Source organism: Mesonia sp. K7 (assembly GCF_003233725.1).
Lineage (GTDB): Bacteria > Bacteroidota > Bacteroidia > Flavobacteriales > Flavobacteriaceae > Mesonia.
This window is the reverse complement of record NZ_QKQV01000004.1, coordinates 117,615-141,404: the sequence shown is the minus strand read 5'-3', so window position 1 is coordinate 141,404 and position 23,790 is coordinate 117,615. Positions and strand designations below refer to the sequence as shown.

General features: G+C 35.4%; 20 protein-coding genes and 1 tRNA gene. 12 read left to right on the top strand and 9 right to left on the bottom strand.

The features are described 5' to 3' along the window. Positions 1 to 4: 4 nt before the first annotated feature. The 5 genes from DNG35_RS04530 to DNG35_RS04510 form a co-directional block, all read right to left on the bottom strand. The gene (locus DNG35_RS04530) at positions 5 to 823 is read right to left on the bottom strand and encodes a tetratricopeptide repeat protein (protein WP_111126563.1); all 819 of its coding nucleotides are present in this window, start codon (positions 821 to 823) and stop codon (positions 5 to 7) included. Continuing rightward, positions 824 to 1,327, bottom strand: a complete 504-nt coding sequence (locus DNG35_RS04525; protein WP_111126562.1) for an LptE family protein — start codon at positions 1,325 to 1,327, stop codon at positions 824 to 826. Continuing rightward, positions 1,327 to 2,586: a sigma-54-dependent Fis family transcriptional regulator gene (locus DNG35_RS04520; RefSeq protein WP_111126561.1), complete on the bottom strand. Its 1,260-nt coding sequence runs from the start codon at positions 2,584 to 2,586 to the stop codon at positions 1,327 to 1,329. Before DNG35_RS04520 ends, DNG35_RS04525 begins: the two co-directional genes overlap by 1 nt. A gap of 6 nt (positions 2,587 to 2,592) precedes the next feature. Next, positions 2,593 to 4,038, bottom strand: a complete 1,446-nt coding sequence (miaB, locus tag DNG35_RS04515) for a tRNA (N6-isopentenyl adenosine(37)-C2)-methylthiotransferase MiaB (protein ID WP_111126560.1) — start codon at positions 4,036 to 4,038, stop codon at positions 2,593 to 2,595. Between the two features lie 157 nt (positions 4,039 to 4,195). Further along, the gene (locus DNG35_RS04510; RefSeq protein WP_111126559.1) at positions 4,196 to 5,347 is read right to left on the bottom strand and encodes a TlpA disulfide reductase family protein; all 1,152 of its coding nucleotides are present in this window, start codon (positions 5,345 to 5,347) and stop codon (positions 4,196 to 4,198) included. 156 nt (positions 5,348 to 5,503) lie between these two features. On the opposite strand from DNG35_RS04510, the gene topA reads away from it, so the two are divergent. The 7 genes from topA to DNG35_RS04475 all read left to right on the top strand — a co-directional run bounded on the left by topA (position 5,504) and on the right by DNG35_RS04475 (position 14,957). Further along, positions 5,504 to 8,008 carry a type I DNA topoisomerase gene (topA, locus tag DNG35_RS04505; protein WP_111126558.1) on the top strand — a complete coding sequence of 835 codons (2,505 nt, stop codon included), beginning with the start codon at positions 5,504 to 5,506 and terminating at the stop codon, positions 8,006 to 8,008. 3 nt (positions 8,009 to 8,011) lie between these two features. After that, a complete protein-coding gene (locus DNG35_RS04500) occupies positions 8,012 to 9,172 on the top strand; it encodes a formimidoylglutamase (protein WP_111126557.1) in 1,161 nt (386 codons plus the stop codon). A 110-nt stretch (positions 9,173 to 9,282) separates the two neighbouring features. Further along, a complete protein-coding gene (gldK, locus tag DNG35_RS04495) occupies positions 9,283 to 10,659 on the top strand; it encodes a gliding motility lipoprotein GldK (protein WP_111126556.1) in 1,377 nt (458 codons plus the stop codon). A gap of 65 nt (positions 10,660 to 10,724) precedes the next feature. Next, complete coding sequence (gldL, locus tag DNG35_RS04490; RefSeq protein ID WP_111126555.1) at positions 10,725 to 11,360, top strand: gliding motility protein GldL; 636 nt, start codon at positions 10,725 to 10,727, stop codon at positions 11,358 to 11,360. Positions 11,361 to 11,398: 38 nt separating this feature from the next. Beyond that, on the top strand, positions 11,399 to 12,946 hold the full coding sequence (gene gldM, locus DNG35_RS04485; RefSeq protein WP_111126554.1) for a gliding motility protein GldM: 1,548 nt from the start codon (positions 11,399 to 11,401) through the stop codon (positions 12,944 to 12,946). Between the two features lie 15 nt (positions 12,947 to 12,961). Continuing rightward, positions 12,962 to 13,858: a gliding motility protein GldN gene (gldN, locus tag DNG35_RS04480; protein ID WP_111126553.1), complete on the top strand. Its 897-nt coding sequence runs from the start codon at positions 12,962 to 12,964 to the stop codon at positions 13,856 to 13,858. 55 nt (positions 13,859 to 13,913) lie between these two features. Then, a complete protein-coding gene (locus tag DNG35_RS04475; RefSeq protein ID WP_111126552.1) occupies positions 13,914 to 14,957 on the top strand; it encodes an FAD-binding oxidoreductase in 1,044 nt (347 codons plus the stop codon). Here the strand turns inward: DNG35_RS04475 and DNG35_RS04470 are convergent. Next, the gene (locus tag DNG35_RS04470) at positions 14,951 to 15,337 is read right to left on the bottom strand and encodes a DUF983 domain-containing protein (RefSeq protein ID WP_111126551.1); all 387 of its coding nucleotides are present in this window, start codon (positions 15,335 to 15,337) and stop codon (positions 14,951 to 14,953) included. The genes DNG35_RS04475 and DNG35_RS04470 overlap by 7 nt on opposite strands. Before the next feature lie 59 nt (positions 15,338 to 15,396). Here DNG35_RS04470 and DNG35_RS04465 point away from each other — a divergent pair, with 59 nt between their 5' ends. Continuing rightward, positions 15,397 to 17,316: an ABC-F family ATP-binding cassette domain-containing protein gene (locus tag DNG35_RS04465; protein ID WP_111126550.1), complete on the top strand. Its 1,920-nt coding sequence runs from the start codon at positions 15,397 to 15,399 to the stop codon at positions 17,314 to 17,316. Further along, positions 17,313 to 17,492, top strand: coding sequence for a CPXCG motif-containing cysteine-rich protein (locus tag DNG35_RS04460; protein WP_111126549.1), 180 nt, complete (start codon positions 17,313 to 17,315; stop codon positions 17,490 to 17,492). Before DNG35_RS04465 ends, DNG35_RS04460 begins: the two co-directional genes overlap by 4 nt. Before the next feature lie 8 nt (positions 17,493 to 17,500). Here the strand turns inward: DNG35_RS04460 and DNG35_RS04455 are convergent, their stop codons facing one another. After that, a complete protein-coding gene (locus DNG35_RS04455; protein ID WP_111126548.1) occupies positions 17,501 to 17,662 on the bottom strand; it encodes a DUF1328 domain-containing protein in 162 nt (53 codons plus the stop codon). Positions 17,663 to 17,800: 138 nt separating this feature from the next. On the opposite strand from DNG35_RS04455, the gene DNG35_RS04450 reads away from it, so the two are divergent. Beyond that, positions 17,801 to 17,873, top strand: a tRNA-Met gene (locus DNG35_RS04450). 38 nt (positions 17,874 to 17,911) lie between these two features. Here the strand turns inward: DNG35_RS04450 and DNG35_RS04445 are convergent. Together DNG35_RS04445 and DNG35_RS04440 are read right to left on the bottom strand one after the other, a co-directional pair. Continuing rightward, positions 17,912 to 18,547: a hypothetical protein gene (locus DNG35_RS04445; protein ID WP_111126547.1), complete on the bottom strand. Its 636-nt coding sequence runs from the start codon at positions 18,545 to 18,547 to the stop codon at positions 17,912 to 17,914. A 143-nt stretch (positions 18,548 to 18,690) separates the two neighbouring features. Beyond that, positions 18,691 to 19,929, bottom strand: coding sequence for a carboxypeptidase-like regulatory domain-containing protein (locus DNG35_RS04440; protein WP_111126546.1), 1,239 nt, complete (start codon positions 19,927 to 19,929; stop codon positions 18,691 to 18,693). A gap of 137 nt (positions 19,930 to 20,066) precedes the next feature. Between DNG35_RS04440 and DNG35_RS04435 the strand changes: the two genes are divergently transcribed. Further along, positions 20,067 to 20,729 carry an HAD family phosphatase gene (locus DNG35_RS04435; protein ID WP_111126644.1) on the top strand — a complete coding sequence of 221 codons (663 nt, stop codon included), beginning with the start codon at positions 20,067 to 20,069 and terminating at the stop codon, positions 20,727 to 20,729. Between the two features lie 85 nt (positions 20,730 to 20,814). Continuing rightward, the gene (locus DNG35_RS04430) at positions 20,815 to 23,760 is read left to right on the top strand and encodes a choice-of-anchor Q domain-containing protein (protein WP_111126545.1); all 2,946 of its coding nucleotides are present in this window, start codon (positions 20,815 to 20,817) and stop codon (positions 23,758 to 23,760) included. Positions 23,761 to 23,790: the final 30 nt, after the last annotated feature.

Here is a 23,790-nt window from a genome sequence, read left to right as displayed (position 1 = left end):
TATTTTATTCTTTTAAATTTTCGATTGCTCGAATTTGGTTTGCAAATAAACTACTTTTTTCTGGATATTTCAAAATTAATATTTTATAAGCTTGTATAGCTTTGTCATATTTTTTTTGTTCCAAGTAAACTCTTGCCAAAGTTTCGGTCATCAAGTTGGTTGAACTTGGTTCTAAAACAGGAACTGTTGGGCTGTTTTCTTTAGAAGGATTAATTTTTGGATTCTCTTTGATGAACTTATCGATGAGCTCAAAATTTTGCTCTTTTTCCGATTTTTCTCTCACTATCGGTTTCATCGAGGTAAGTTTGAGCCATTCGGTAAAGGAATGTGTCTCGGTTTGATCAAACTCTAAAGGTTTTCCTATTTCTAATTCACTTCTTTCGAGTTCAATTTTATCTTCATCTTCGATTTCAGTTTCATTGCTCTTCGTTTGAAAAAGTTCTGGATCTAAAACTTGATTCACTTCGTGATCTTCCATTTCGAAGTTATGAGTTGGCTTTTCGCTTACAGCGGAATTTTGTTTTGCTGCAAAACTTGCTTCTTCGGTTTCTCTTGCTTTTATTTCCTGCGAAAGCTGGTTTTGGTCAAATTCCACGGAAGTGATAAAATCAAATAAAACAGTACGATCACTTGTGTAAGCAGCTGTTCTTTTAAGTTCAAAATTATACTCAAAACTGTTGGTGTTTTTGAGAAGTTTGAGTCGCATGGCTCTTGCCGACTGAAAATAAGGATACTTCGCCAAGAGCAAATCGAGTTCGTGCAAATCGTTGTGATTTACCGTTTCTAAATTTGCTGTTTTTGCGATGTATTCTTCTTTTTCCATTTACCAGTTGGTGAGTGAAGCGTTAAAAATATCTTGGGTGATTCGAGTATAAATTTCTTCGAGAGCCGTGTCTAACGTTGAGCCAACCATTTGTAAATTGGCATCGTAATCGTAATAAAAGGTAAACGATCTTTCAAAATCCTTTTCAGGGTCAAGCGTGTTGGTAAACCTAACATTTATAGCGATTGTTAAACGGTTTTGTGCCGCTCTACTATCGCTCGTGGCGGTCATCGGGGCAATGTAATATTGTGTAATCTCACCTTCGTAAATCAAGTCGCCGTTGGAAGTAGTTAGACCTAGATTGGTCTGGTTTTGTATTAAATCCTGGAGGTCATTGGTAAACTGCCTGTCGATACCAGGCTCTATAATGCTTGCCGTATTTCTGAAAAACTCTACCTGAAAGGTTTGCGCGTCACCAACTTCAGCATTAGAAAGTGAATAAATACCGCAGCTTGAAAGCGAAAAAAAACAAACAATTGTAAATAATTTAAAGAGGTTTTTCATTATAAATCGTATTGTTTTATTTTTCGGTATAATGTACGTTCGCTAATCCCAAGTTCGTCTGCTGCCGCTTTTCGTTTGCCGTTATGGCGTTCCAAAGATTTTTTGATAAGCTCAATTTCTTTTTCTTGCAAAGAAAGGGTTTCTTCTTCTTCGATTTCTTCCGCAAAAGCGTATTTGTCCTCTTTTATTTCTTCTTGCTGCTGCGAATGCGAAATTTGTAAAATTTCTAATTCGTCTTCCTCTTCTTCTTGCTCTTCATAGTCTTTATCGGAACTGTTACCGTAAATCTTATTGATGAGTGTTTCGTTGTCACTTTTTACTTTTTCGCTGCCGTTTTGCATCAATTCCAACGTAAGTTTTTTCAAGTCGTTGAGGTCATTTTTCATATCGAACAGAACTTTGTACAAAATCTCACGCTCATTGCTAAAATCGCTGTCTTGCTTTTTACTTTCGATTACGGCAGGCAAATTACTACTCTGGTTAGGTAAATAGGAGCGAAGGGTTTGCGGTGTAATCGTTCTGTTTTGTTCTAATACCGAAATTTGTTCGGCTATATTTCGAAGCTGTCTAATGTTTCCCGACCAACGGTAACTCAATAGCATTTGTGTAGCTTCTTCGTTGAGTTTTATCGCTGGCATCTTATATTTTAGAGCAAAATCGGATGCAAACTTTCGAAACAACAAATGAATGTCATCTTTTCTTTCTCTTAAAGGTGGAAGGTTGATTTCTACCGTGCTTAAACGGTAATACAAATCTTCTCTAAATTTCTCTTTTTTTATAGCGTCAAACATATTGACATTGGTAGCTGCAACAATACGCACATTGGTTTTTTGCACTTGTGACGAACCTACTTTTATAAATTCGCCATTTTCTAAAACCCGCAACAAACGTACTTGTGTGGTCAAAGGCAATTCGCCTACTTCGTCCAAAAATATAGTTCCGCCATCGGCAACTTCAAAATAACCGCTACGTGTCTGAGTAGCTCCTGTAAAAGCTCCTTTTTCGTGACCAAAAAGCTCACTGTCTATTGTTCCTTCTGGGATAGCTCCGCAGTTTACAGCGATATATTTACCGTGTTTACGATGTGATAACGAATGGATGATTTTAGGAATACTCTCTTTCCCGACACCACTTTCACCAGTGACCAACACCGAAATATCGGTGGGAGCTACTTGTATCGCTTTTTCGATAGCCCGGTTTAGTCTTGGGTCGTTACCAATAATTCCGAAACGTTGTTTGGTTGCTTGTATGCTTTCCATACCATATTAATTGTTATCTGAATATCCCACAGCTTCGCCAATTAAAGTTGCACTGGTGCAGTCAGTAATTTTTACATTTACAAAATCACCTACTTTATAATTTTCTTTCGGGAAAACTACCATTGTGTTTTGAGTGTTTCTTCCACTCCAGTGTGAATCAGATTTTTTGGATTCTTTTTCGATTAAAACCTCTTCTGTTTTTCCTAAATGCTCTTCAGTACGATACAGAGAATGTTTTTGCTGTAGCTGAATAATCTCTTGTAACCTTCTCTTTTTTACTTTTTCAGGTACGTCATCTTCAAACTTTCTGCCTGCCATTGTTCCTGGTCTTTCAGAATAAGCAAACATAAATCCGAAATCATACTTTACATATTCCATCAGCGAAAGCGTGTCTTGATGGTCTTCTTCGGTTTCTGTTGGAAAACCAGCAATCATATCTTGCGAAATAGCACAATCTGGAATTAGTTTTCTGATGTTGTCAATCAACTCAAAATATTCTGCTCTGGTATGCAAACGATTCATTTTCTGAAGAATCCTATCGCTACCACTTTGTACTGGCAAGTGAATGTATTTACAAATGTTCTGATGCTTTGCCATCACTTCAATCACATCAAGCGTCATATCTTGCGGATTGGAAGTCGAAAATCTAAAACGCATTTTTGGTTGTGCTTTGGCAACCATATCAAGCAATCCTGCAAAATTTACAGCAGTAGCTTTTTGCATTTCGCTGGCTTTATCAAAATCTTTTTTCAGGCCACCACCATACCAAAGGTAGCTATCAACATTTTGCCCAAGTAAAGTAACTTCTTTAAAACCTTTATTGGCTAAATCATTTATTTCTTCAACAATACTTTGTGGGTCACGACTTCGTTCGCGTCCTCTGGTGAAAGGTACTACGCAAAAGGTACACATATTGTCACAACCTCTAGTGATAGAAACAAAAGCAGTCACTCCATTCGATTGTAAGCGCACCGGAGAGATATCGCCGTAAGTTTCTTCTTTCGATAAAATCACATTAATCGCATCTCGGCCTTCGTCTACTTCTTCGATCAAGTTGGGTAAATCTTTGTAGGCATCTGGGCCTACGACGAGATCTACAATTTTTTCTTCTTCTAAAAACTTGCTCTTTAAACGTTCTGCCATACAGCCGAGAACACCCACTTTCATTTTTGGGTTGATTCTTTTAACAGCGTTGTATTTTTCGAGACGTTTACGCACGGTTTGTTCGGCTTTGTCACGGATAGAACACGTGTTGACCAAAACCAAATCGGCATCTTCTATGTTTTGAGTAGTGTTAAAACCTTCTTTGGCAAGAATGGAAGCTACAATCTCACTATCGCTAAAATTCATTTGGCAACCATAACTTTCGATAAAAAGTTTTTTGGTGTTGATTGTATTTCCCTCCAGAACAAGCGATGTACCTTGTTTACTTTCTTCAATCACCTTCTCCATAAATCCAAATATGCTTAAAAATTAGAACTGCAAATATACCAAGAAATAAAGTATATGACAAACTGACAGCGTGTTAAATAATAAAGCAAAGTTTTCTTTGTATGAAGTAGAATTCTGTTGTATTTCTAATTATAGAAACCGCAATGATTAATTACAATTATTGAATTAGCTTTTTGATTTCAAGATGATGACCAGTATCATAACCTCTCCATCGCCCAATAATAACTCCTTCAGGATTTACTAATATTTTCACAGGAATACCCGTTACTGAAAAAGTTCTCTCAGCTACTCTTAAAGCTTGGTTTTGTGCCAATGAAATGTGTATAAAGCCATCAATTTGATGTTTTTTAATCGCTTTTTCCCATGAGGTAATATCTTTATCTATTGAAATAGATATCACATTAAGATTCTCTTTATGGGCTTTTTTTAAATTCTTTAAGAAAGGAAAATCTTGAATACAAGGAACACACCAAGAAGCCCAAAAATCTATCAACAAGTATTTTCCTTTTAGGTTATTAAAATTTATTGGTTTTTTTGAAATATCATTAAGGGTAATGTTTGATATATTGCTTCCAACATTGCTTTTATAAAAAACATCTATTCTTTCTTTTAGTAATTTTCCTTTATCGGTATTTTTAATATCTGGAGTTAGGTTTTTGTAAATAGAGGTTATTCTATCTATATGTTTTTTTGCATACGATCTTGAAATAAGAAGGCTTAAGTGATCAACAAACAAATAAGAACTTGTTTTACCTTCAAAGAAATCTAGTTCAGATAGAAGATATTTTTCTAATATTATCTCTTGTTCTGATTTTAATTTATCAATTATTAACTGAATGCTATCTTTTTTAAAATATGAATTTTGAATGAGCTGGTTATTGATGCGTATTAATTCATAGTTGTATAGCAAAGCTTTATTTATACCATAATTATGGTTATGAAGGCTTTCGTATTCTTCATTAATTTTAGAACCAATGATTTTAACAGAGTCAATATCTTTTTTGCAATCTATTGCTAATTTATTTTCGCCTTTATCAAAATAAAAAGTTTTGAATTTTTCTAAACCTTTAGAGGGACTAATATACATCCTTTTAGGGTTTTGACTTAGAATTCTTACTTCTTGATCTGATAGAGATGAATCTAAAGAATCTAAAATATTATTTGATTCATCAAACAAATAAAAAACCTGGTTATCGCTACACTTACTATAATCAGCGTAAACTATTATATGTTCTTTTTCTAATTCGCTGAGATGTTTGTTGTTTTGTTTGCACGAAATAAGTATCAATAAAAGAAAAAATAATCTCATTAATGAATGATTTAAAATAAAAGACTAATTTAAAGTTTTGTAGTCTATTATTATAAAACAAATGCTCTAATTTAAGATGGTCATAAAACTTTTCATGGCTTCCAAAAAACGAAATAAAAAAAATCATATACTTTTGCAATCATACAAAATACAATTATGGCAAAAAATTTAGTAATCGTAGAGTCACCTGCAAAGGCTAAAACCATCGAGAAATTTTTAGGAAAAGAATACCAGGTGGAATCTAGTTTTGGGCACGTGGCAGATTTACCGGCAAAAGAATTGGGAGTTGATGTTGAGAAAGATTTTAAGCCAAAATATATTGTAAGTAAAGACAAGAAAGATGTCGTTAAAAAATTAAAAAGCCTTGCCGATAAAGCGGATACCGTTTGGTTGGCGAGTGATGAAGACCGTGAAGGAGAAGCGATTGCATGGCATTTGGCAGAAGTCTTAAAGTTAGATAAAAACAAAACCAAGCGTATTGTTTTTCATGAAATCACCAAAAAAGCCATCCTTAAAGCGATTGAAAACCCTCGTGAAATAGACTATAATCTGGTCAACGCACAACAAGCGAGACGAGTCTTAGACCGTTTGGTGGGTTATGAGCTTTCACCAGTTTTATGGCGAAAAGTAAAAGGAGGATTATCGGCTGGTCGTGTTCAATCGGTGTCGGTACGTTTGATTGTAGAACGCGAACGCGAAATACAAGATTTCAAACCACAGGTTTTCTACCGTATAGATGCCGAATTTCTAACGGAAAAGGGTAAAAGCTTTAAAGCAAAATTGCCTAAAAACTTCGACACCAAAGCTGAAGCTGAGAATTTCTTAAAAGAAAATATAGGAGCTAATTTTGAAGTAGCCGATTTAACCAAAAAGCCTGCGAAAAAGTCACCTGCGCCGCCATTTACCACTTCTACTTTACAACAAGAAGCGGCAAGAAAACTTTATTTTTCGGTGAGTAAAACGATGACAATGGCGCAACGTTTGTACGAGGCGGGGCACATTACCTATATGAGAACCGATAGTGTGAACCTTTCAGATGAGGCAAAAAGCGGAGCGCAGCAAGAGATTATTTCCGCTTACGGCGAAAAATACCACAAAGCCAGAAATTACAAAGGAAAAAGTAAAGGAGCACAGGAAGCACACGAAGCTATTCGTCCGACCAATTTCGAAAATCAATCGATCAATGTAGAATACGATCAACAGCGGTTGTATGAGCTGATCTGGAAACGTGCGATTGCTTCGCAAATGAGTGATGCGCAATTAGAAAGAACCAATGTCAAAGTAAAAGCAGATAAACATACGACAGAATTTACGGCAAATGGTGAAATGCTCAAGTTTGATGGGTTTTTAAAAGTTTACCTAGAAGGAAAAGACGAAGAAGACGAAGAGCAAGCAGGTTTGTTGCCAACGATGAAAATAGGTGACGATTTGCAAAACCAATACATCACAGCGACAGAAAGATACACAAGGCAACCTTCAAGATATACGGAAGCTTCGCTGGTAAAACAGTTGGAAGAATTGGGTATTGGTCGACCTTCTACGTATGCACCAACCATTTCTACCATTCAGAATAGAAACTATATAGAGAAAGGAAGTTTGGAGGGTCAAGAAAGGAAATATCTTAAATTTACTTTGGAAGCAGATAAAATTTCTGAAAAAACCTTAACGGAAACTGTTGGAGCCGACAAAGGAAAATTGATGCCAACCGATATAGGAATGGTGGTCAACGACTTTTTGGTGCAACACTTTAGTAGTATTCTCGATTATAATTTCACCGCCAAGGTAGAGCAAGATTTTGACGACATTGCCGAAGGAAATGAAAAGTGGACACAAATGATGAGCGATTTCTATAAAGATTTTCACCCACGGGTAGAAGATGTTGCCGAAAATGCAGAGCGGGAAGTTGGTGAGCGCATTTTAGGAACCGACCCGAATACAGGAAGGCAAGTGAGCGTAAGGTTAGGAAAATTTGGTCCGATGGTGCAAATTGGTACGGTCGACGATGAAGAAAAGCCACTTTTTGCGAGCCTGATGGAAGATCAATCACTAAACACGATTACTTTTGAAGAAGCTCTAGACTTGTTTAAACTCCCAAAAGCCTTAGGTGAGTATAAAGGAGAAAGTGTTGAGGTAAATAATGGACGTTACGGGCCTTATGTGCGTTACGGAAAAAAGTTTGTTTCGCTAGAAAAAGGTGAAAATCCGCTTGACGTAGACTTAGATCGCGCTATGGAACTGATCGCAGCCAAAGAAAAAGCCGATGCTCCTATCTATAATTATGAAGGACACGACGTGCAAAAAGGCGTAGGTAGATTTGGGCCTTTTATCAAATGGAATGGCATTTTTATAAATGTGAATAAAAAGTATGATTTTGATAACTTATCTAACGATGATATCGAAGAACTGATTGAGGATAAGAAGCAAAAGGAGATTGATAAGGTGATTCATCATTGGAAAGACGAAGGGATAAAAGTAGAAAAAGCACGTTGGGGAAGAAGTAAGATTACCAAAGGAAAAATAAAGATTGAACTACCGAAAACTGTAGATGCTTCTCAACTTACGTTGGAAGAGGTGAAAGAACTCATCGAGAAAAAATCACCAAAAAAGAAGACTGCTAAAAAGAAAACCACAAAAAAAACAACGACCAAAAAGAAAAAGTAACCTATGTGGACCGATTTTCTTCACCCGATAAATATTGAGTTTGATGAGACTTTTCTTCAAGATAAAAATCTGTTGGGAAATCAAATTCAAATCCATACACAAGAAAAGTTCCCAGATTTATCGAGTATAAAAGTTGCTGTTTTAGGAGTTTTAGAGAATAGAAGAAGTAACCTTCAGTCAGGTTATGATGCCTATCCTTTTCAGGAAATCAGGCAAAAATTTTATCAATTGTATGCAGGAAACTGGGGTTTTCAAGTTGCAGATTTAGGAAATATCCACCCAGGAAATTCTGTAGAAGATACTTATTTTGCTTTAAAGTCTATTGTTGCCGAATTGGTTAAAAACAAAATCATACCTATTATATTAGGAGGAAGTCAAGATTTGGTTTATGCCAATTACCGAGCTTACGACGATTTTGGTAAAATGATTAATTATGTAAACGTAGACACCAAGTTTGACTTAGGGAATACCGAGGCACCAATTTCATCATCCTCATACGTAGGGAAAATGGTCATTAATCAACCCTATAACTTATATAACTATTCTAATGTAGGTTATCAAACGTTTTATAATTCGCAAGAAGAAATAGATCTCTTAGAGAAATTGTATTTTGATGCAATAAGACTTGGAGAAGCCACTTCCAACATCGAAAAAACAGAGCCCATTTTTAGAAATGCCGATATTGTAGCTATCGATATCAATACCATAGAATCTTTTCAAGAAAAGAATACCATCGGAAACCCAAATGGTTTTACCAACAGAGAAATCTGTAGAATTGCAAGATATGCAGGCATAAGTGACCAATTATCTAGTTTTGGTTTATATCATCTAGAAAATTTGCAAAACTCAGAAAATAGTATTATGTTGGTTGCCCAAATTTTATGGTACTTTTTAGAGGGAGTAGCTTATCGAAAAAATGAAAATACTCTTCAAGCTCAAAAAGATTTTATAAAGTACAAGGTCCTTATAGAAGATGAGGTTTTAACATTTTACAAAAGCGAGATTTCTGGTCGTTGGTGGATAGAAATTTCAATTTTTAATGGTTTTAACAATAATTTAGATAAAACCACGTTATTGCCTTGTACGCATCAAGATTATTTAGATGCTTGTAATCAAAATATTCCAGAGCGCTGGTGGAAAGCGCAAAGGAAAAATGAAGTGTAGATGTTTTCTAAATTTTAACTTTTTTTTAAAAAATTATTGTTTTTTAGGAAATATTTAGATAGGTTTACGCCCTTATAATTAAAAAGATCATCTTAACCTTAATATAAGTTATGAGAAAAATTTTTGCTATTCTAGTAATATCTGCTTTTTTAGCTAGTTGTGGAGGTAATACCAATGGGCAATTAGTAGGAGTAAAAGGTAAAAAATGGCACGCAGAAAAACCTTACGGAATGAGTTTAGTTCCAGGAGGTGCTTTTATCATGGGTAAATCAGACGACGATATGGCAGGAGTAGACGATGCTCCTACCAAAACCGTTACGGTAAATTCATTTTACATGGATGAGACCGAAATTACCAATTCTGAGTACCGTCAATTTGTTCACTGGACGAGGGATTCTGTAATCCGTCAACGTCTAGGAGAAGAGGCAGAATTATCAGGTGGTGGAAGTGCTGGAGGTAACAATGGTTCTATTGCTGATTTTGCTTTCAAAGGCTCTGCTACTGCTCAAGGAGGTAATAATCAACAAACGCAAACTCCTTATCAACAGTACTCTAAGCATTACGATCCCAACCAGCAAGGTATCAACTGGGATGTAGACATCATTTGGGAAAAAGATGAATATCCAGATGAGTCTTACGTATATGTAATGGATGAATTTTATCTTCCAAACGACCAATCATATAATGGTATGCGTTTGATGGATGTTACTAAGTTTGTATACAGTTTTAAATACTTAGACATAGAAGAAGCGGCAAGAGCTCAAGGTAATCGTTCTGATTTTATAAAAGAAGATCAAGTAGCGGTTTATCCAGATACAACTGTTTGGATTAAAGATTTCCATTATTCTTATAATGTTCCGATGCATAATGACTATTTCTGGCACTCGGCTTATGATGAGTACCCAGTGGTTGGTGTGAGTTGGAAACAAGCAAAAGCTTTTTGTGATTGGAGAACACTGTTACATAATGGCTATAAAACAGAAAAAGGTCAGCATAGAGTAAATATGTATCGTTTACCTATTGAGGCAGAATGGGAATATGCAGCAAGAGGTGGTTTAGAGTCAGGAACTTTTCCTTGGGGAGGTCCTTACGCAATGAACGATAGAGCTTGCTTTTTGGCAAACTTTAAACCTTTGCGAGGTGATTATGCGGCAGATCAGGCATTATACACGGTTGAAGCCGATGCTTATGAAGCAAATAATTTTAACCTTTATAATATGTCAGGTAACGTTGCAGAATGGGTGGATTCTTCTTACGATGCTTCATCGTATGAGTTCTATTCTTCGATGAACCCTAACGTAAACGACAAAAACAATAAACGTAAAGTTACTCGTGGTGGATCCTGGAAAGATGTAGAATATTACTTACAAGTTAGCACCAGAGATTACGAATATTCAGATTCTGCGAGAAGCTATATTGGCTTTAGAACAGTACAAGATGCACCTGGAGAAGATTTCGATTTCGCTCAAGGTGGAGGTGCGAGATAATAAAAATTAAAAACTTAACTCAAATTAAATAAACTTAAACAACTAAAACTTAAATTAAATTAATTATGGCAAAATCAAAATCAGCAAAGAAATTGACCAATATGGTATATGGTCTTGGAGCAGCAGTAGTAATTTTAGGAGCTTTATTTAAAATTATGCACTGGCCATTTGCAAACCCTATGCTTATTGCAGGTCTTATTGTAGAAGCATTAGTATTTGCGTATTCTGCGTTCGAACCTGCAGATGACGAATTAGACTGGTCTCTTGTTTATCCAGAATTAGCTGGTGGAGAAGCTTCAAGAAAAAACATCAAAGAAGCTCAAGAAGCAGAAGGCTTATTATCTAAAAAACTAGATAACATGCTTAAAGAAGCGAAAATAGATGGTGAATTAATGAGCAGTTTAGGTGATAGTATCAGAAACTTTGAAGGTGCTGCTAAGAACATGTCACCTACCGTAGATGCGATTACTTCTCAAAAGAAATACAGCGAAGAAATGACTTTGGCAGCTGCACAAATGGAATCTTTAAACAACTTGTATAAAGTACAATTAGAGTCTGCAAGCAGACAAGCAGAAGCGAATCAAGCTGTTGCAGAAAATGCATCAAAACTTCAGTCTGAAATGCAAAACTTAGCTACTAATTTATCTAGCTTAAACAATGTTTACGGAGGTATGTTAACTGCTATGCGTCCAAACGCATAATATTTACAATTTTAACTTAACAAAAAAATTAGATAAATATGGCAGGAGGCAAATTATCACCAAGGCAGAAGATGATTAACTTAATGTATTTGGTATTCATCGCAATGATGGCACTAAATATGTCTAAAGAAGTATTAACTGCTTTTGGTACGTTTAACGAAAGTTTTGAGCAGCACAATAGAACAGCTACTGATAGAAACAATGCTTTTATGGCAGGCTTAGCTGAAAAAGCGGCTGAACAACCTAAGCAATATGTTCCTTTACAAGAAAAGGCTAAAAAAATTAGTGCAGCTTCAAATGAATTATATTCATATATCGAAAATCTTAAAAATGAAGCGACAGCTGAAATGGATGATAAGAGAGATTACGAATCTATGGATAAAGGAGATTACTTTGATGAACTTTTCTACAGAGGAGGTAAAGTTTCACCAGAGGGACAAGAGTTTCTAAACAAAATTAAAGACTATAGAACGAAAGTAGCTGCAGAAATGGGTGATCAATTTCCCGTTCAAAAGAAACAGTTAGAGGAGAAGTTTTCTACTGAAGATATTGTTGACGGTGAAAAGGTAAAAAGAGATTACATCAACTATCATTTTGTAGGTTTCCCTTTAATTGCGTCACTTACTAAATTGACTAAAATGCAGTCTGATATTAAGTCTACTGAAAGCGAGGTCTTGTCAGCAATGTTCCAAGGTAACTTAGGGAGTCAAGTTTCTTTAACAAACTATAAAGCTATCGTTATTGCTGATAAAACAGCATTCTTTAACGGTGAGAATTTTACTGGTAGAGTTGTTTTAGGTAGAGTTGATGAAAACACTCAGTTTGATAAGGTTATCATCAACGGTGCTGAAATGGAGAAAATGGAAAACGGTCAAGTAGTTTTAGATTTTCCAGCAGGAAATGTTGGGGAAAGAGAACTTAAAGGAGAGATTCAGTTTACAGAAGATGGTGAAGTGAAATCTATTCCTATCGAAAGTTCTTATGCAGTAATTCCAAAACCAAACGCAGCGGTTATCTCTGCAGATAAAATGAACGTGGTTTATCGTGGGGTACAAAACCCAATGACGATTTCTATTCCAGGTGTTCCTGTAGTAAGTGCAAATGCACCAGGTCTAAGACAATCTGGAGGAGCTGGAAGCTATATGATGGACGTAACCAATGTAAAAGCGAGAGAGGTTAAAATTAACGTTTCTGGGGAATTACCAAACGGTGAAACTGTTTCAGATAGTAAAACATTTAGAATTAAAGAAATTCCACGTCCAGTGGGTGTAATTGGAGCAAAAGACGGTATGGATGGTACTATTCGTTTATCAAGAAGAGCTGTTCAGGTTTCTCCGGTAAGCGCAAAGCTTCCAGATTTTGACTTCGATTTAAATTTAGTGGTTTCAGGATTTAAATTCCAAGTAATTGGTAAGCCAGTAGTACAAGTAAACGGTACAAGACTTAACGGAGCTGCAGAAGCTGCTTTAAACTCAGCTAAACGTGGTGATGTGATTCAGATTTTTGATATCAACGCAAAAATTTCTGGAAACTCAAGCTATAAGTTACCAAGAGTAGCTCCGTTAGTAATTGAATTGACAGATTAATAAAATATTATATTTATGAAAAAGAGTTGTTTTTTAGTATTAGCTTTTATTGCTACTTTAAGTATGTATGCTCAAAGTAACATCTTAAATGCTACAAAGCCTGATGAAATTGGTAAGAAAAGTCAAGCGCAAATAGAAAACGATGCCAATACTGAACCTTTACCATACGGATATGTTGATGATAGAGATGTAATGTGGGCTAAGACAACTTGGGAGTATATTGATTTAAACCAACGTGTAAACTTTCCATTACTATTCCCGTTAGATAAAGTTAGTCAAGGACGTCGTTCTTTGTTTGAGGTTTTAATTGAAGCTATCAAAAAAGATAGCGTAACTATGTATTACGATTCTTATTTTCATCAAACTTATCCTATGGAACAGTTGGAGACCAACTTGTCTGTAAAGGTATTAAACGATGAAGGTATAGCGGCTCAAAATGCAGGAGAAGCGGTTGAAGAATGGCATTATTCTATGGCAGAAATTAAGCCAGCAGATGTTGCTGGTTACAGAATCCGTGGATATTGGTATGTAGATAAGAGACAAGGTGATTTACGTTGGAGACTTTTGGCTTTATGTCCAGTTGTAGTTTCAGCACAAAACAAATTACAACAACAAGAGAATCCAGATTTAGAGGTAGTTCCAGTAGATTTGTTTTGGGTTTTTTACCCAGAGGTTCGTAAACAGATGCATGCCAACTATGTATTTAATGAGCAAAACTCTGCTGTACCTATCACATTCGACCATTTGCTAAACTCAAGACGTTTTGATGCAGTGATCGAAAAAGAGGATAACGTTTATGGAGATCGAGAGGTAGATGATTATATAGCAGATAACACTCTTATGCAATTGTTAGAGTCTCAAAGAATCAAAGAGACAATAAGAGATTTTGAAGCTAATCTTTGGAATTACTAATCTTTGCAAACAATATAAAATTAAAACGCCCTGAACAAGGGCGTTTTTTTATGATATGAAACAGGTAGACTTTATTATTTTAGGTTTTGGTATTGCTGGCTTGTCACTTTGTAGACGATTAGAACAGGCAAACAAAACCTTTTTGGTGATTGCTAACAATCAACATCAAAGTGCAACGAAAGTTGCAGGAGGAATTATAAGCCCCATAAATTTAGGTTACTACCGAATGCTAGATAATGGCCAGGAACTCTACGAAAATGCAAAGTCTTTTTTCAAAGATTTAGACTCGTATTTAAATGCACGTACTTTTAAGGAGCAACCTATCTATAAAGTATTAAAAAACCCTGGAGATCAAAACGATTGGTTAACGACTTCAGAAAAGAATAATTTTCATTATTTTATGGAAGATGATTTGGAACCCAATATTGCAAACTTACATACAGTCCACAAGTTTGGAAAAACTAAAAATACGGCTCTTATAGACACGGTTCAGCTTCTAAATAATTATAAAGAAAAGCTTCAACAGCAAAATCAATTTGAAGAAAACCATTTTTCTTATGATGAATTAAAGGTTAAGGAAAATAGTATTGCATATAAAGGTTACAAAGCAAAATATATTGTTTTTTGTGAGGGAAGTAGTATTAAAAATAACCCTTACTTTCAAAATATGCCTATTAATGGAAATAAAGGCGAGTACATTACTATAAAATCTCCAGCCTTAGAACTTGGTGTAATCGTCAAGCATCATTTTTTTATCATTCCGCAAGGAAACGATTTGTATAAAGTGGGCGCAACCTACGAACGTGATCATCATCATTTAGAGCCTACAGAAAAAGCCAAACGAGAAATGGTTAATTCTTTGAATGAAGTTTTAAAAGTTCCTTTTGAAGTGGTTCAGCAAGAAGCAGGAGAAAGACCAACAGTTTATGATAGAAACCCTATTATAGGTGCACATAAAAGTCACAAAAATATATTTGTCTGTAACGGTTTTGGAAGTCGTGGTTTATTGTTTGCTCCAAAAGTGTCTAGTGTTTTGGTAGATTTTATTTTAAGAAATAAAAGTATTCCAAAAGATTTTGATGTGGCTCGTTTTTACTGATTTTTAGCAAAGTTTTTATCGTAATGTAGATAGATGTTTATCCAGATGTTTCTGGAAAGACGAATGATAATAGGCATTAAAACAACAAGAGCAACCACGATTGACCAAAAAGCACCTAAAAGTGAAGTTTTAAATCCATAGTGAGCAATTAAAAACACACAAAAGCTAATCGCTACTCCAATGGCATAACTTACATACATAGCACCAAAGAAAAAAGAGGGCTCAATTTTATATTTAGTGTTGCAATGAGAACAGCGTTCGTTCATATCAAAAATACGGATGAGTTTATATGGATTTTTCTCTTTATACATACTTTCTTGGTGACAAATAGGGCAAACTCCTGTCAAAATGCTATAAATTTTGGTTCCTTTTAAACTCATTATCGTTGTTTTACACTGCAAAATTAAGCATCTTTGCAGTCATTTAAAAACACTTTTTAATGCTTAACGTACATAATTTATCTATCTCTTTTCAAGGCGAATATTTGTTTGAGGAAATCACGTTTAGACTTGGTGCTGGAGATCGTGTGGGTTTGGTTGGAAAAAATGGAGCAGGAAAATCTACCTTGCTCAAATTGCTTTCTAAAGAAATTGCTTCCGATTCTGGGCAGTTGGCTTATGAAAAAGATATTAGCATTGGGTTTTTAAAACAAGATATCGATTTTGAGGAGGGAAGAACGGTTTTGGAAGAATCCTACGAAGCATTTGAGGAAATAAAAAAGATCGAGACGAAATTAGAGGAAGTCAATTCTGCTCTAGCGGAAAGAACCGATTACGAAAGTGAGGCTTATCATCAATTGATGATTGATGTAAATGAACTGCAACACCAATACGAAATTTTGGGAGGTTACCATTACCAAGGTGAAACTGAACGAATTTTACAAGGTTTGGGTTTTAGCAGAGAAGATTTCCATAAAAAAACCGATACTTTTTCCGGAGGTTGGCGAATGCGTATTGAACTGGCTAAACTCCTGCTTCAAAATAACGATATATTACTGCTCGATGAGCCTACCAACCACTTAGATATAGAGAGTATTATCTGGTTAGAAGATTTTCTAAAAAGCCATCAAGGTTGTGTGGTAATTGTCTCGCACGATAAGATGTTTCTCGACAATGTGACCAATAGAACCATTGAGATTTCGTTGGGTAGGATTTATGATTACAATAAAGCTTACTCACAATACCTTGTGTTGCGAAAAGAACGAAGAGAGCAACAATTGGCTACCCAAAAAAACCAACAAAAAGAGATAGAACACACCGAAAAACTCATCGAAAAATTTAAGGCAAAAGCTTCTAAAGCATCAATGGCGCAATCGCTTGTTAAAAAACTAGACCGGATAGACCGAATAGAAGTCGATGAAGAAGACAATGCTGTAATGAAATTACAATTTCCGGTTTCAATCAATCCGGGTAAAGTGGTTATCGAAGCCGAAAATGTTTCTAAAAGTTATGGAAATAAAGAGGTGCTAAAAAACATTGATTTCTTGATTGAACGTAATTCTAAAACCGCTTTTGTAGGACAAAACGGTCAAGGAAAGTCTACTTTGGCAAAGATTATAGTAGATGAAATTGAGCATGAAGGAAGTTTAAAGCTGGGTCATAATGTGCAAATCGGGTATTTTGCCCAAAATCAAGCAGATTATCTTGACGGAAATAAAACCGTACTCGACACCATGATTGATGCGGCAAATGAAACCAATCGTACCAAAGTAAGAGATATTTTAGGAGCGTTTTTATTTCGTGGAGACGAAGTAGAAAAATATGTAAAAGTGCTTTCTGGAGGAGAGCGTAACCGTTTGGCTTTAGCAAAAATGTTACTACAACCTTTTAATGTTTTGGTGATGGATGAGCCGACAAACCATCTCGATATTCAATCGAAAAATGTCTTAAAAGAAGCACTTAATAATTTTACAGGAACCTTGATTTTAGTTTCGCATGATCGTGATTTTTTACAAGGTTTGACCAATAAGGTATATGAATTTAAAGACCATCGCATCAAAGAGTATTTAGGCGATATCGATAGTTATTTGGCAGAAAGAAAAGTAGAAAACATTAGGGAACTTGAAAAGAAAGAGGAAGTAAAAAAGAATGTTTCTACGGATAAAATTTCGCGAAAGCTGACCTATGATGAACAGAAAAAACTAAAATCATTAAAAAATAAAATCAGTAATTTAGAGGCAAACATCAATAAGTTGGAAAGTGAACTCAAATCGTTAGACACACAATTGGCAGATAATTACGAGCAAACTTCTGGAGATGAGGTGTTTTTTAAAAACTATGAGTCTAAAAAACAAGAACTCAAAAAAATGATGAAAAACTGGGAGGACAAGCAGTTAGAACTCGAAATGTTAGAAGCATGATAGAACATTTTTTTCAATGCCCTTATTGCTGGGAAGAAATATCGATGTTATTAGACACATCGTCTTCTCAGATCTATATCGAAGATTGCGAGGTTTGTTGCAACCCAATACAAATTTCGGTGAAATTTAAAAACCAAGAACTCCAATCTTTTGACGCTGAAGCTCTTGGTCAATAATTTTACTTTTATCTTCTAAAAAGTCTAGACAGTAAAGAAATTACTAAAAGAATTAAGAAGATGTAAAAAATAATTTTGGCTATTCCTGCGGCTCCTTCGGCAATACCTCCAAATCCAAAAATAGCTGCGACAAGCGCAATAATCAAGAAAATAACAATCCAGCGAATCATAATTTTAAGTTTTTAAGTTAGTAATTTTTGTGGTTATCTAAAAGTAAACAATATTATTTGTCTTTGCATAAGATTTAATTTTCTTTTAAGATAATTTGGAAATAACTAATAGAATATTGTATATTTGCACCTCAATAGCGCGGGATAGAGCAGTAGGTAGCTCGTCGGGCTCATAACCCGAAGGTCACTGGTTCGAGTCCAGTTCCCGCTACAAAAAAAAAGGCTTTGATTTTTCAAAGCCTTTTTTATTTAATAAATCCTTACACTTTCTATTTTAGAATCTGCTTTAAAGTCGGAAATTTTTAAAGAAGTGATTTCACTTTTGGGTATAATCTCTTCTCCTGTATAATCATTAGGATTTAAGATATACTGTATATTGTTTTGCTCACTCTGTATGATGTATCTATCAGAGACATAAGTAAACCAGATTTTGTAATCCGGATATTGGGTTGTAAAATCTTCTAATTTAGTTCCGACACCTACATTTTTATCATTTCTATATAAGGAATCAACAATCCAGAGTTCATTTACTTTGTTTTCATGTATTTGAGTTTCGGTGTTGTAATAAGGTTTAACTTTTAAAACAAGCCTATTATCATAACTTATGTGATAAAAAACTTCGTCATAAGTCATTCCTTCGATCTCTTTTTGGGTGGTTGTTTTTTCAGATTTATATTCGGTTGTTCCTAAGTCTGGAATTTTTGCGTTTAATACAAAAACATCAACCGACTCGGTGTCAAAACTTGGTTTGATTTCTTTTTTGGGAATAGGTATTGATTCTTTTTTTTCTTGAGTAGCTTGCTGATTTGTTGCTGTTTTCGCTGTGTTTTCTTTACACGCAAAAAATAAGAAAGATAGTATGCTTAAAACGATAAGGTTTTTCATAAAAATTAGGTTTTGTTTAAATGTATTTCACTTAAAGTGAAATTCAATAGAGCTTGGCAAAACTTTAATACCAAACCTAAATAATTTCACAAAAAAAATCCACCTTTAAGGCAAAGGCGGATTTTATATAAATTGAAAGGGTTTTAATACTTCGGAAGGTTTTTTCTTATTTTTTCAATCGCATTTTCAATTGATTTGTCAGGCTCTATGATGTTGTTTTCTCCCCAGAAATTTTCATCTTTAAAACCAGAAACATCATCGGTCATCACAATAGAAGGTTTGATGGCTTCTCCTTTCATTTCCGTAGAAGTATCCCAATTGGTCACTAGCATTTCGTTTTTAACGGTATAATGCGAGTTAAACAGTTTTTTCTTCCAATCTACCGTAAGATCTAGATGAATATTTCCATGGCCGTAATACCATTTGCCGTTTTTCTCAAAATAATTGATTTCGTAAGCCACTAAATCAGGATATACTTTTACTTTCCCAGGCTTACGGTGTACAAACAAATTAGCAGCTTTTTTACGATCTTCAATATTCAGCTGAAATTCTGCTCTTACCAGCGTGTATGTTTGTGCGTCTACATACAAATTTCCAGAATACCAAGTGTTTCCTTTGTTGTTTTCTTCAAAATTTACTTTATGAATTAACCTGTTATTGATTTCTGTAGGAATATCTAACGTATAAGTATAGTTTTGAAATTGGTTACCGTCAAATAAATTTTCTGGATAAGCCATCACGTCAAGGTATAAAGAGCTGTAAGGTCCACCTCTAAATTTTAATGCCAAGGTATCTAAACGGTCATAGTCGGTGCTTTTTCTTGCTTTGTACAGCGAGATATCTTCGTTATTTGAGCTATTGTATCCCGATTTATTGATGTTTACAATGGCTTCAGATAGCGAAACATTCCTGTTTCCTTTGGCTATTGTCTCTCGATAAAAAGCAGTCATTTGCACAGGGTTATCAATGTAGTTGTCACCTTTTTTGGCAAAGCATTTTTTGATAATGTCTTCTGCATCTCTTTTAAAATAAAGGTTTACTTCTTGTAACTCGCGAGCAGAATTCATGAGTTTGATTATATTTTCTTCTTCGTTTAAATAAGAAAGGTGAATTGCTTTTTTATCAAAACCTAGGGCGTTGAAAGAAATTACAGAATTGGTTTTTTCAGCAGGTATTTTAATCGTAAACTCGCCATCTTTGTTTGTAATTGTGGCGTAATCAGAGTCGTTTAGCTGAACCTGAACTGCTTCGACTGGCGAATTAGTCTCTTGGTTCACTACTTTTCCTTGTATGGTTTTATAGTTTTCTTGAGCAAACGAAAAAAAACTCATAAAAAATATAAACACCATGCAAACTACAGGTTGAAGATATTTTGTTTTCATGGTATAAAAATTTATAATATTATTGTAAATGTACTGAAAATAAATATATTAAACACTATTTTGGTTAAATACATGAGAATATGTTATTTCATGTAAATTGTTATAATATTTTTATCTTCGATGCAAAATTTACCAAAATGCTCAAAGCAGTTTTATTCGATATGGATGGTGTGATTGTAGACACCGAACCTTTACACAAAAAAGCTTATTTCAAAATGTTTGAAAGTTTTAATATCGATGTTTCTACGGAGATGTATGAAGCTTTTACAGGGCAATCAACTATAAATATTTGCAGGCAACTTTGTGATCACTTTAAGTTAACTTGTCAACCTGAAGACTTAGTCAATTCTAAAAGAGCATTTTTTAAAGATTTGTTTTATAGCGACCCTGATCTAGATTTGATTCCCGGGGTGAGAGCGCTTATCAAAAACTACTATGATAATGGGTTAAAATTGGTTTTGGCTTCTTCAGCATCAATGCTTACGATAAATAATGTTTTTAATAGGTTTGAGCTTAATTCATATTTTATCGGAAAAATAAGTGGTGCCGATTTAAAAGCTTCTAAACCGCATCCGGAAATCTTCCAAAAAGCAGCTCAAATGGCAAGCGAGCCTGTTGAAAATTGCATGGTGATAGAAGATTCTACCAGTGGAATAAAAGCTGCAAAATCGGCAAATATTTATTGTGTAGCGTTTAAAAGTCCGAATTCAAAAAATCAAGATTATACCCTGGCCGATCAGCTTATTACCGATTTTGATGAGATAACTTACTCAAAAATCAGACAAAAGTTTGTTCGTTAAACTTTTGTTAATCAGACCCTTTTAAAAATCCTCTTACTTAAAAAGTGTCGTAAGTATTTTTATAACTCTAAAAACTTATGACATTATGAAAAAAATTACACATGCAATAGGTATTCTTCTATGTATTGCATTTTTCAACACAACAAATGCCCAAGTGGTAACTAGTGCTGCAGACGATGGTTCTGATGGAACTTTGCGTCAAGAGATTATAGATACACCTTCTGGAGGGACAATTACTTTTGGGGTAACTGTACTCAATGTAACTTTAAATAGTGAACTTGTCATCAATAAATCATTGACCATACAAGGTTCTACTGTGCTTAATACAACCATAGACGCTGATAGCAACGGAAGGGTTTTTAATGTAACCACTGGATCCTTGACGCTCAATAATCTTAACTTAATAAACGGAGTTGACGATGATGGAGGTGCAATGTATGTCACCAATGCTACCGTCACTATAAACGATTGTGAAATTACAGACAATATTGCCAACGGAACATCTGGTTCTGGTGGTGGTATTTTTGTAGACACCGGAGGAAAAATAATTGTAGCTGATTCAGAAATATCCAACAATCAAGCAAACAGAGCGGGTGGCGGAATTGAAGATAATTCGGGTGCAGGTGTTGGTGTAGAATTACTAAATGTACTCATGAATAATAATAATGCTGGAGTTTCTCCGGCAACAGCTGCTCCAGGAAATGGAGGTGCGATTCATATTACAGGAGCAGGAAGCATCGACATCAATTCTTGTAGTTTTGATCAAAATATTGCGGCAAGCGAAGGCGGAGCACTCTGGAACGGTTCAGGAACGATGACAGTTGATGACACTACTGTCAATAACAATACAGCTTCTGGTGACAGCGCAGACAACGGAGGTGGAGGAATATATAATTTAAGTGGTACGGTAACTATCCTTAACGGAAGTGAAATTACTAACAATACTGCAGATGGAACCTCTGGCTCTGGAGGAGGAATCTTAAATGATGTAGGGGCAACTTTAAATATTTCAGATAGTGAAATTTCTGGGAATTCAGCTAGTCGCGCTGGTGGTGGAATAGAAGATAATTCTGGTTCAGGTTCTATTGTCACTTTATCCAACTTAGATTTACTTAATAATACAACGGGTAGCATGCCTGGAAATGGTGGTGGCTTACACGTTACGGGAGCAGGTATAGTAATGATTACTGGTGGAAACGTAAATGGTAACACCGCAGCTTTAGAAGGTGGAGGTCTATGGAACGGATCAGGGAGTATGACTGTAGATGGTACCACTATAAATAATAACACAGCTTCTGGTGGTAATGCCAACGAAGGTGGAGGTGGCTTGTTTAACGCTGGAGGAACGCTTACAGTGACCAATGCAACCATCAATGGAAATATTGCCGATGGAGCTTCAGGTTCAGGAGGAGGAATCTTGAACGATATGGGAATTTTGACGGTTTCTAACACGACCTTAAATGGTAATTCATCTATGAGAGCAGGAGGTGGGATAGAAGATAATTCTGTTGCTGGTAATACTTTGACACTAGACAGTGTAGATTTTATTTTAAATACTACTGGTGGTTCTCCTGGAAACGGCGGTGGATTGCATATTACAGGTCCTGGTAATAGTATGATTACTGGTGGATCTGCTGTAGATAATATTGCTGATGCTGAAGGTGGCGGACTCTGGAATGGAACAGGAAATATGACTATTGATGGAATGCTGATAGAAGGAAATACGGCTAGCGGAAACGATCCTGACCATGGAGGCGGTGGCGTATTCAACAATGGAGGGAACATCAATTTTATAAATAACGTAATGGTTATAGATAATTTAGCAACAGGAACATCTGGTTCTGGAGGTGGACTTTTGTCTATTGCTGGCTCAATCAACATTACCGATGCGGAGTTTACAGGAAATTCAGCAAACAGAGCGGGAGGAGCAATAGAGTTCATAGACGGTACGGTATTGATTGATAATACGCTCTTTTCAACTAATGATGTAAACGGAGTAGCAGGAACAGCAGCGCCAGGAAACGGAGGAGCAATTCATATTACCGGGGCAACTTCTATTGCGATTACAAGTTCAGCCTTTTTAGCTAATGAAGCTGCAAACGAGGGAGGAGCTTTATGGAATCAAGCGAATTCAGATATGAGTGTTGCAACCACTACAATTGATGGTAATTCTGCCCTAGGAAATGGAGGAGGAGGTATCTTTAATAATGGAGGTATGTTAAATGTTGAAGCTTCTACAATAGCTAATAACACAGCTACCACAGCAGTTGGTGGTGGTATCTACAATGATACTGGAATGATGGAGATTATGAGAAGCACCATTGCTATGAATACCGCAGCTACCGATGGTGGCGGGGTTTATAATGATGATATGATGTCTATCAATGCGGTTACTATTGCAATGAACACCGCAAATGCAGGAGGAGGTATTCATGCCAACACTTCTTTAGAAATAAAAAACACCATAGTTGCGGACAATACCGCAGTTACTGCTTTTGATGTGAATGGTACTTTTTTATCTAATGGGTATAATCTTATCGGAGATGATGATATGAGTATTTTTCCAACAACTCAAAGTACAGATATGATTGATGTTGATGCTATGTTAGGCACACTTTCAGATAATGGTGGAGATATGCAAACCATACCTTTAATGGCTGGAAGCCCTGCGATAGATGCAGGAGATTCTGCAGATACTTTTAACGATCAGCGTAACTACATGCTTGACGGAACAAGAGATATAGGAGCGTACGAATTTGGCGGTGTGGTTTCTGCAGAAAACTCAAGTATGGAAATTGTGAGTACTGTTTATCCAAACCCGAGTAATGGTATAATAAACATAGATATTAATGAAAATATAGTTGGCGAAATTAAACTTAGAGTAGTGAATATCTCTGGAAGATTAATTTTAGAAAGAGAAATAAATATTAGTCAAAACCAATTGAACTTAAATCAATATGCCAACGGTCTATATTTGTTATCCGTACAAACTAATAATAGTGTAAATACTTTTAAGCTAGTATTAGAATAATTAAAATAGATCATTAAATTTTAAAAGCTA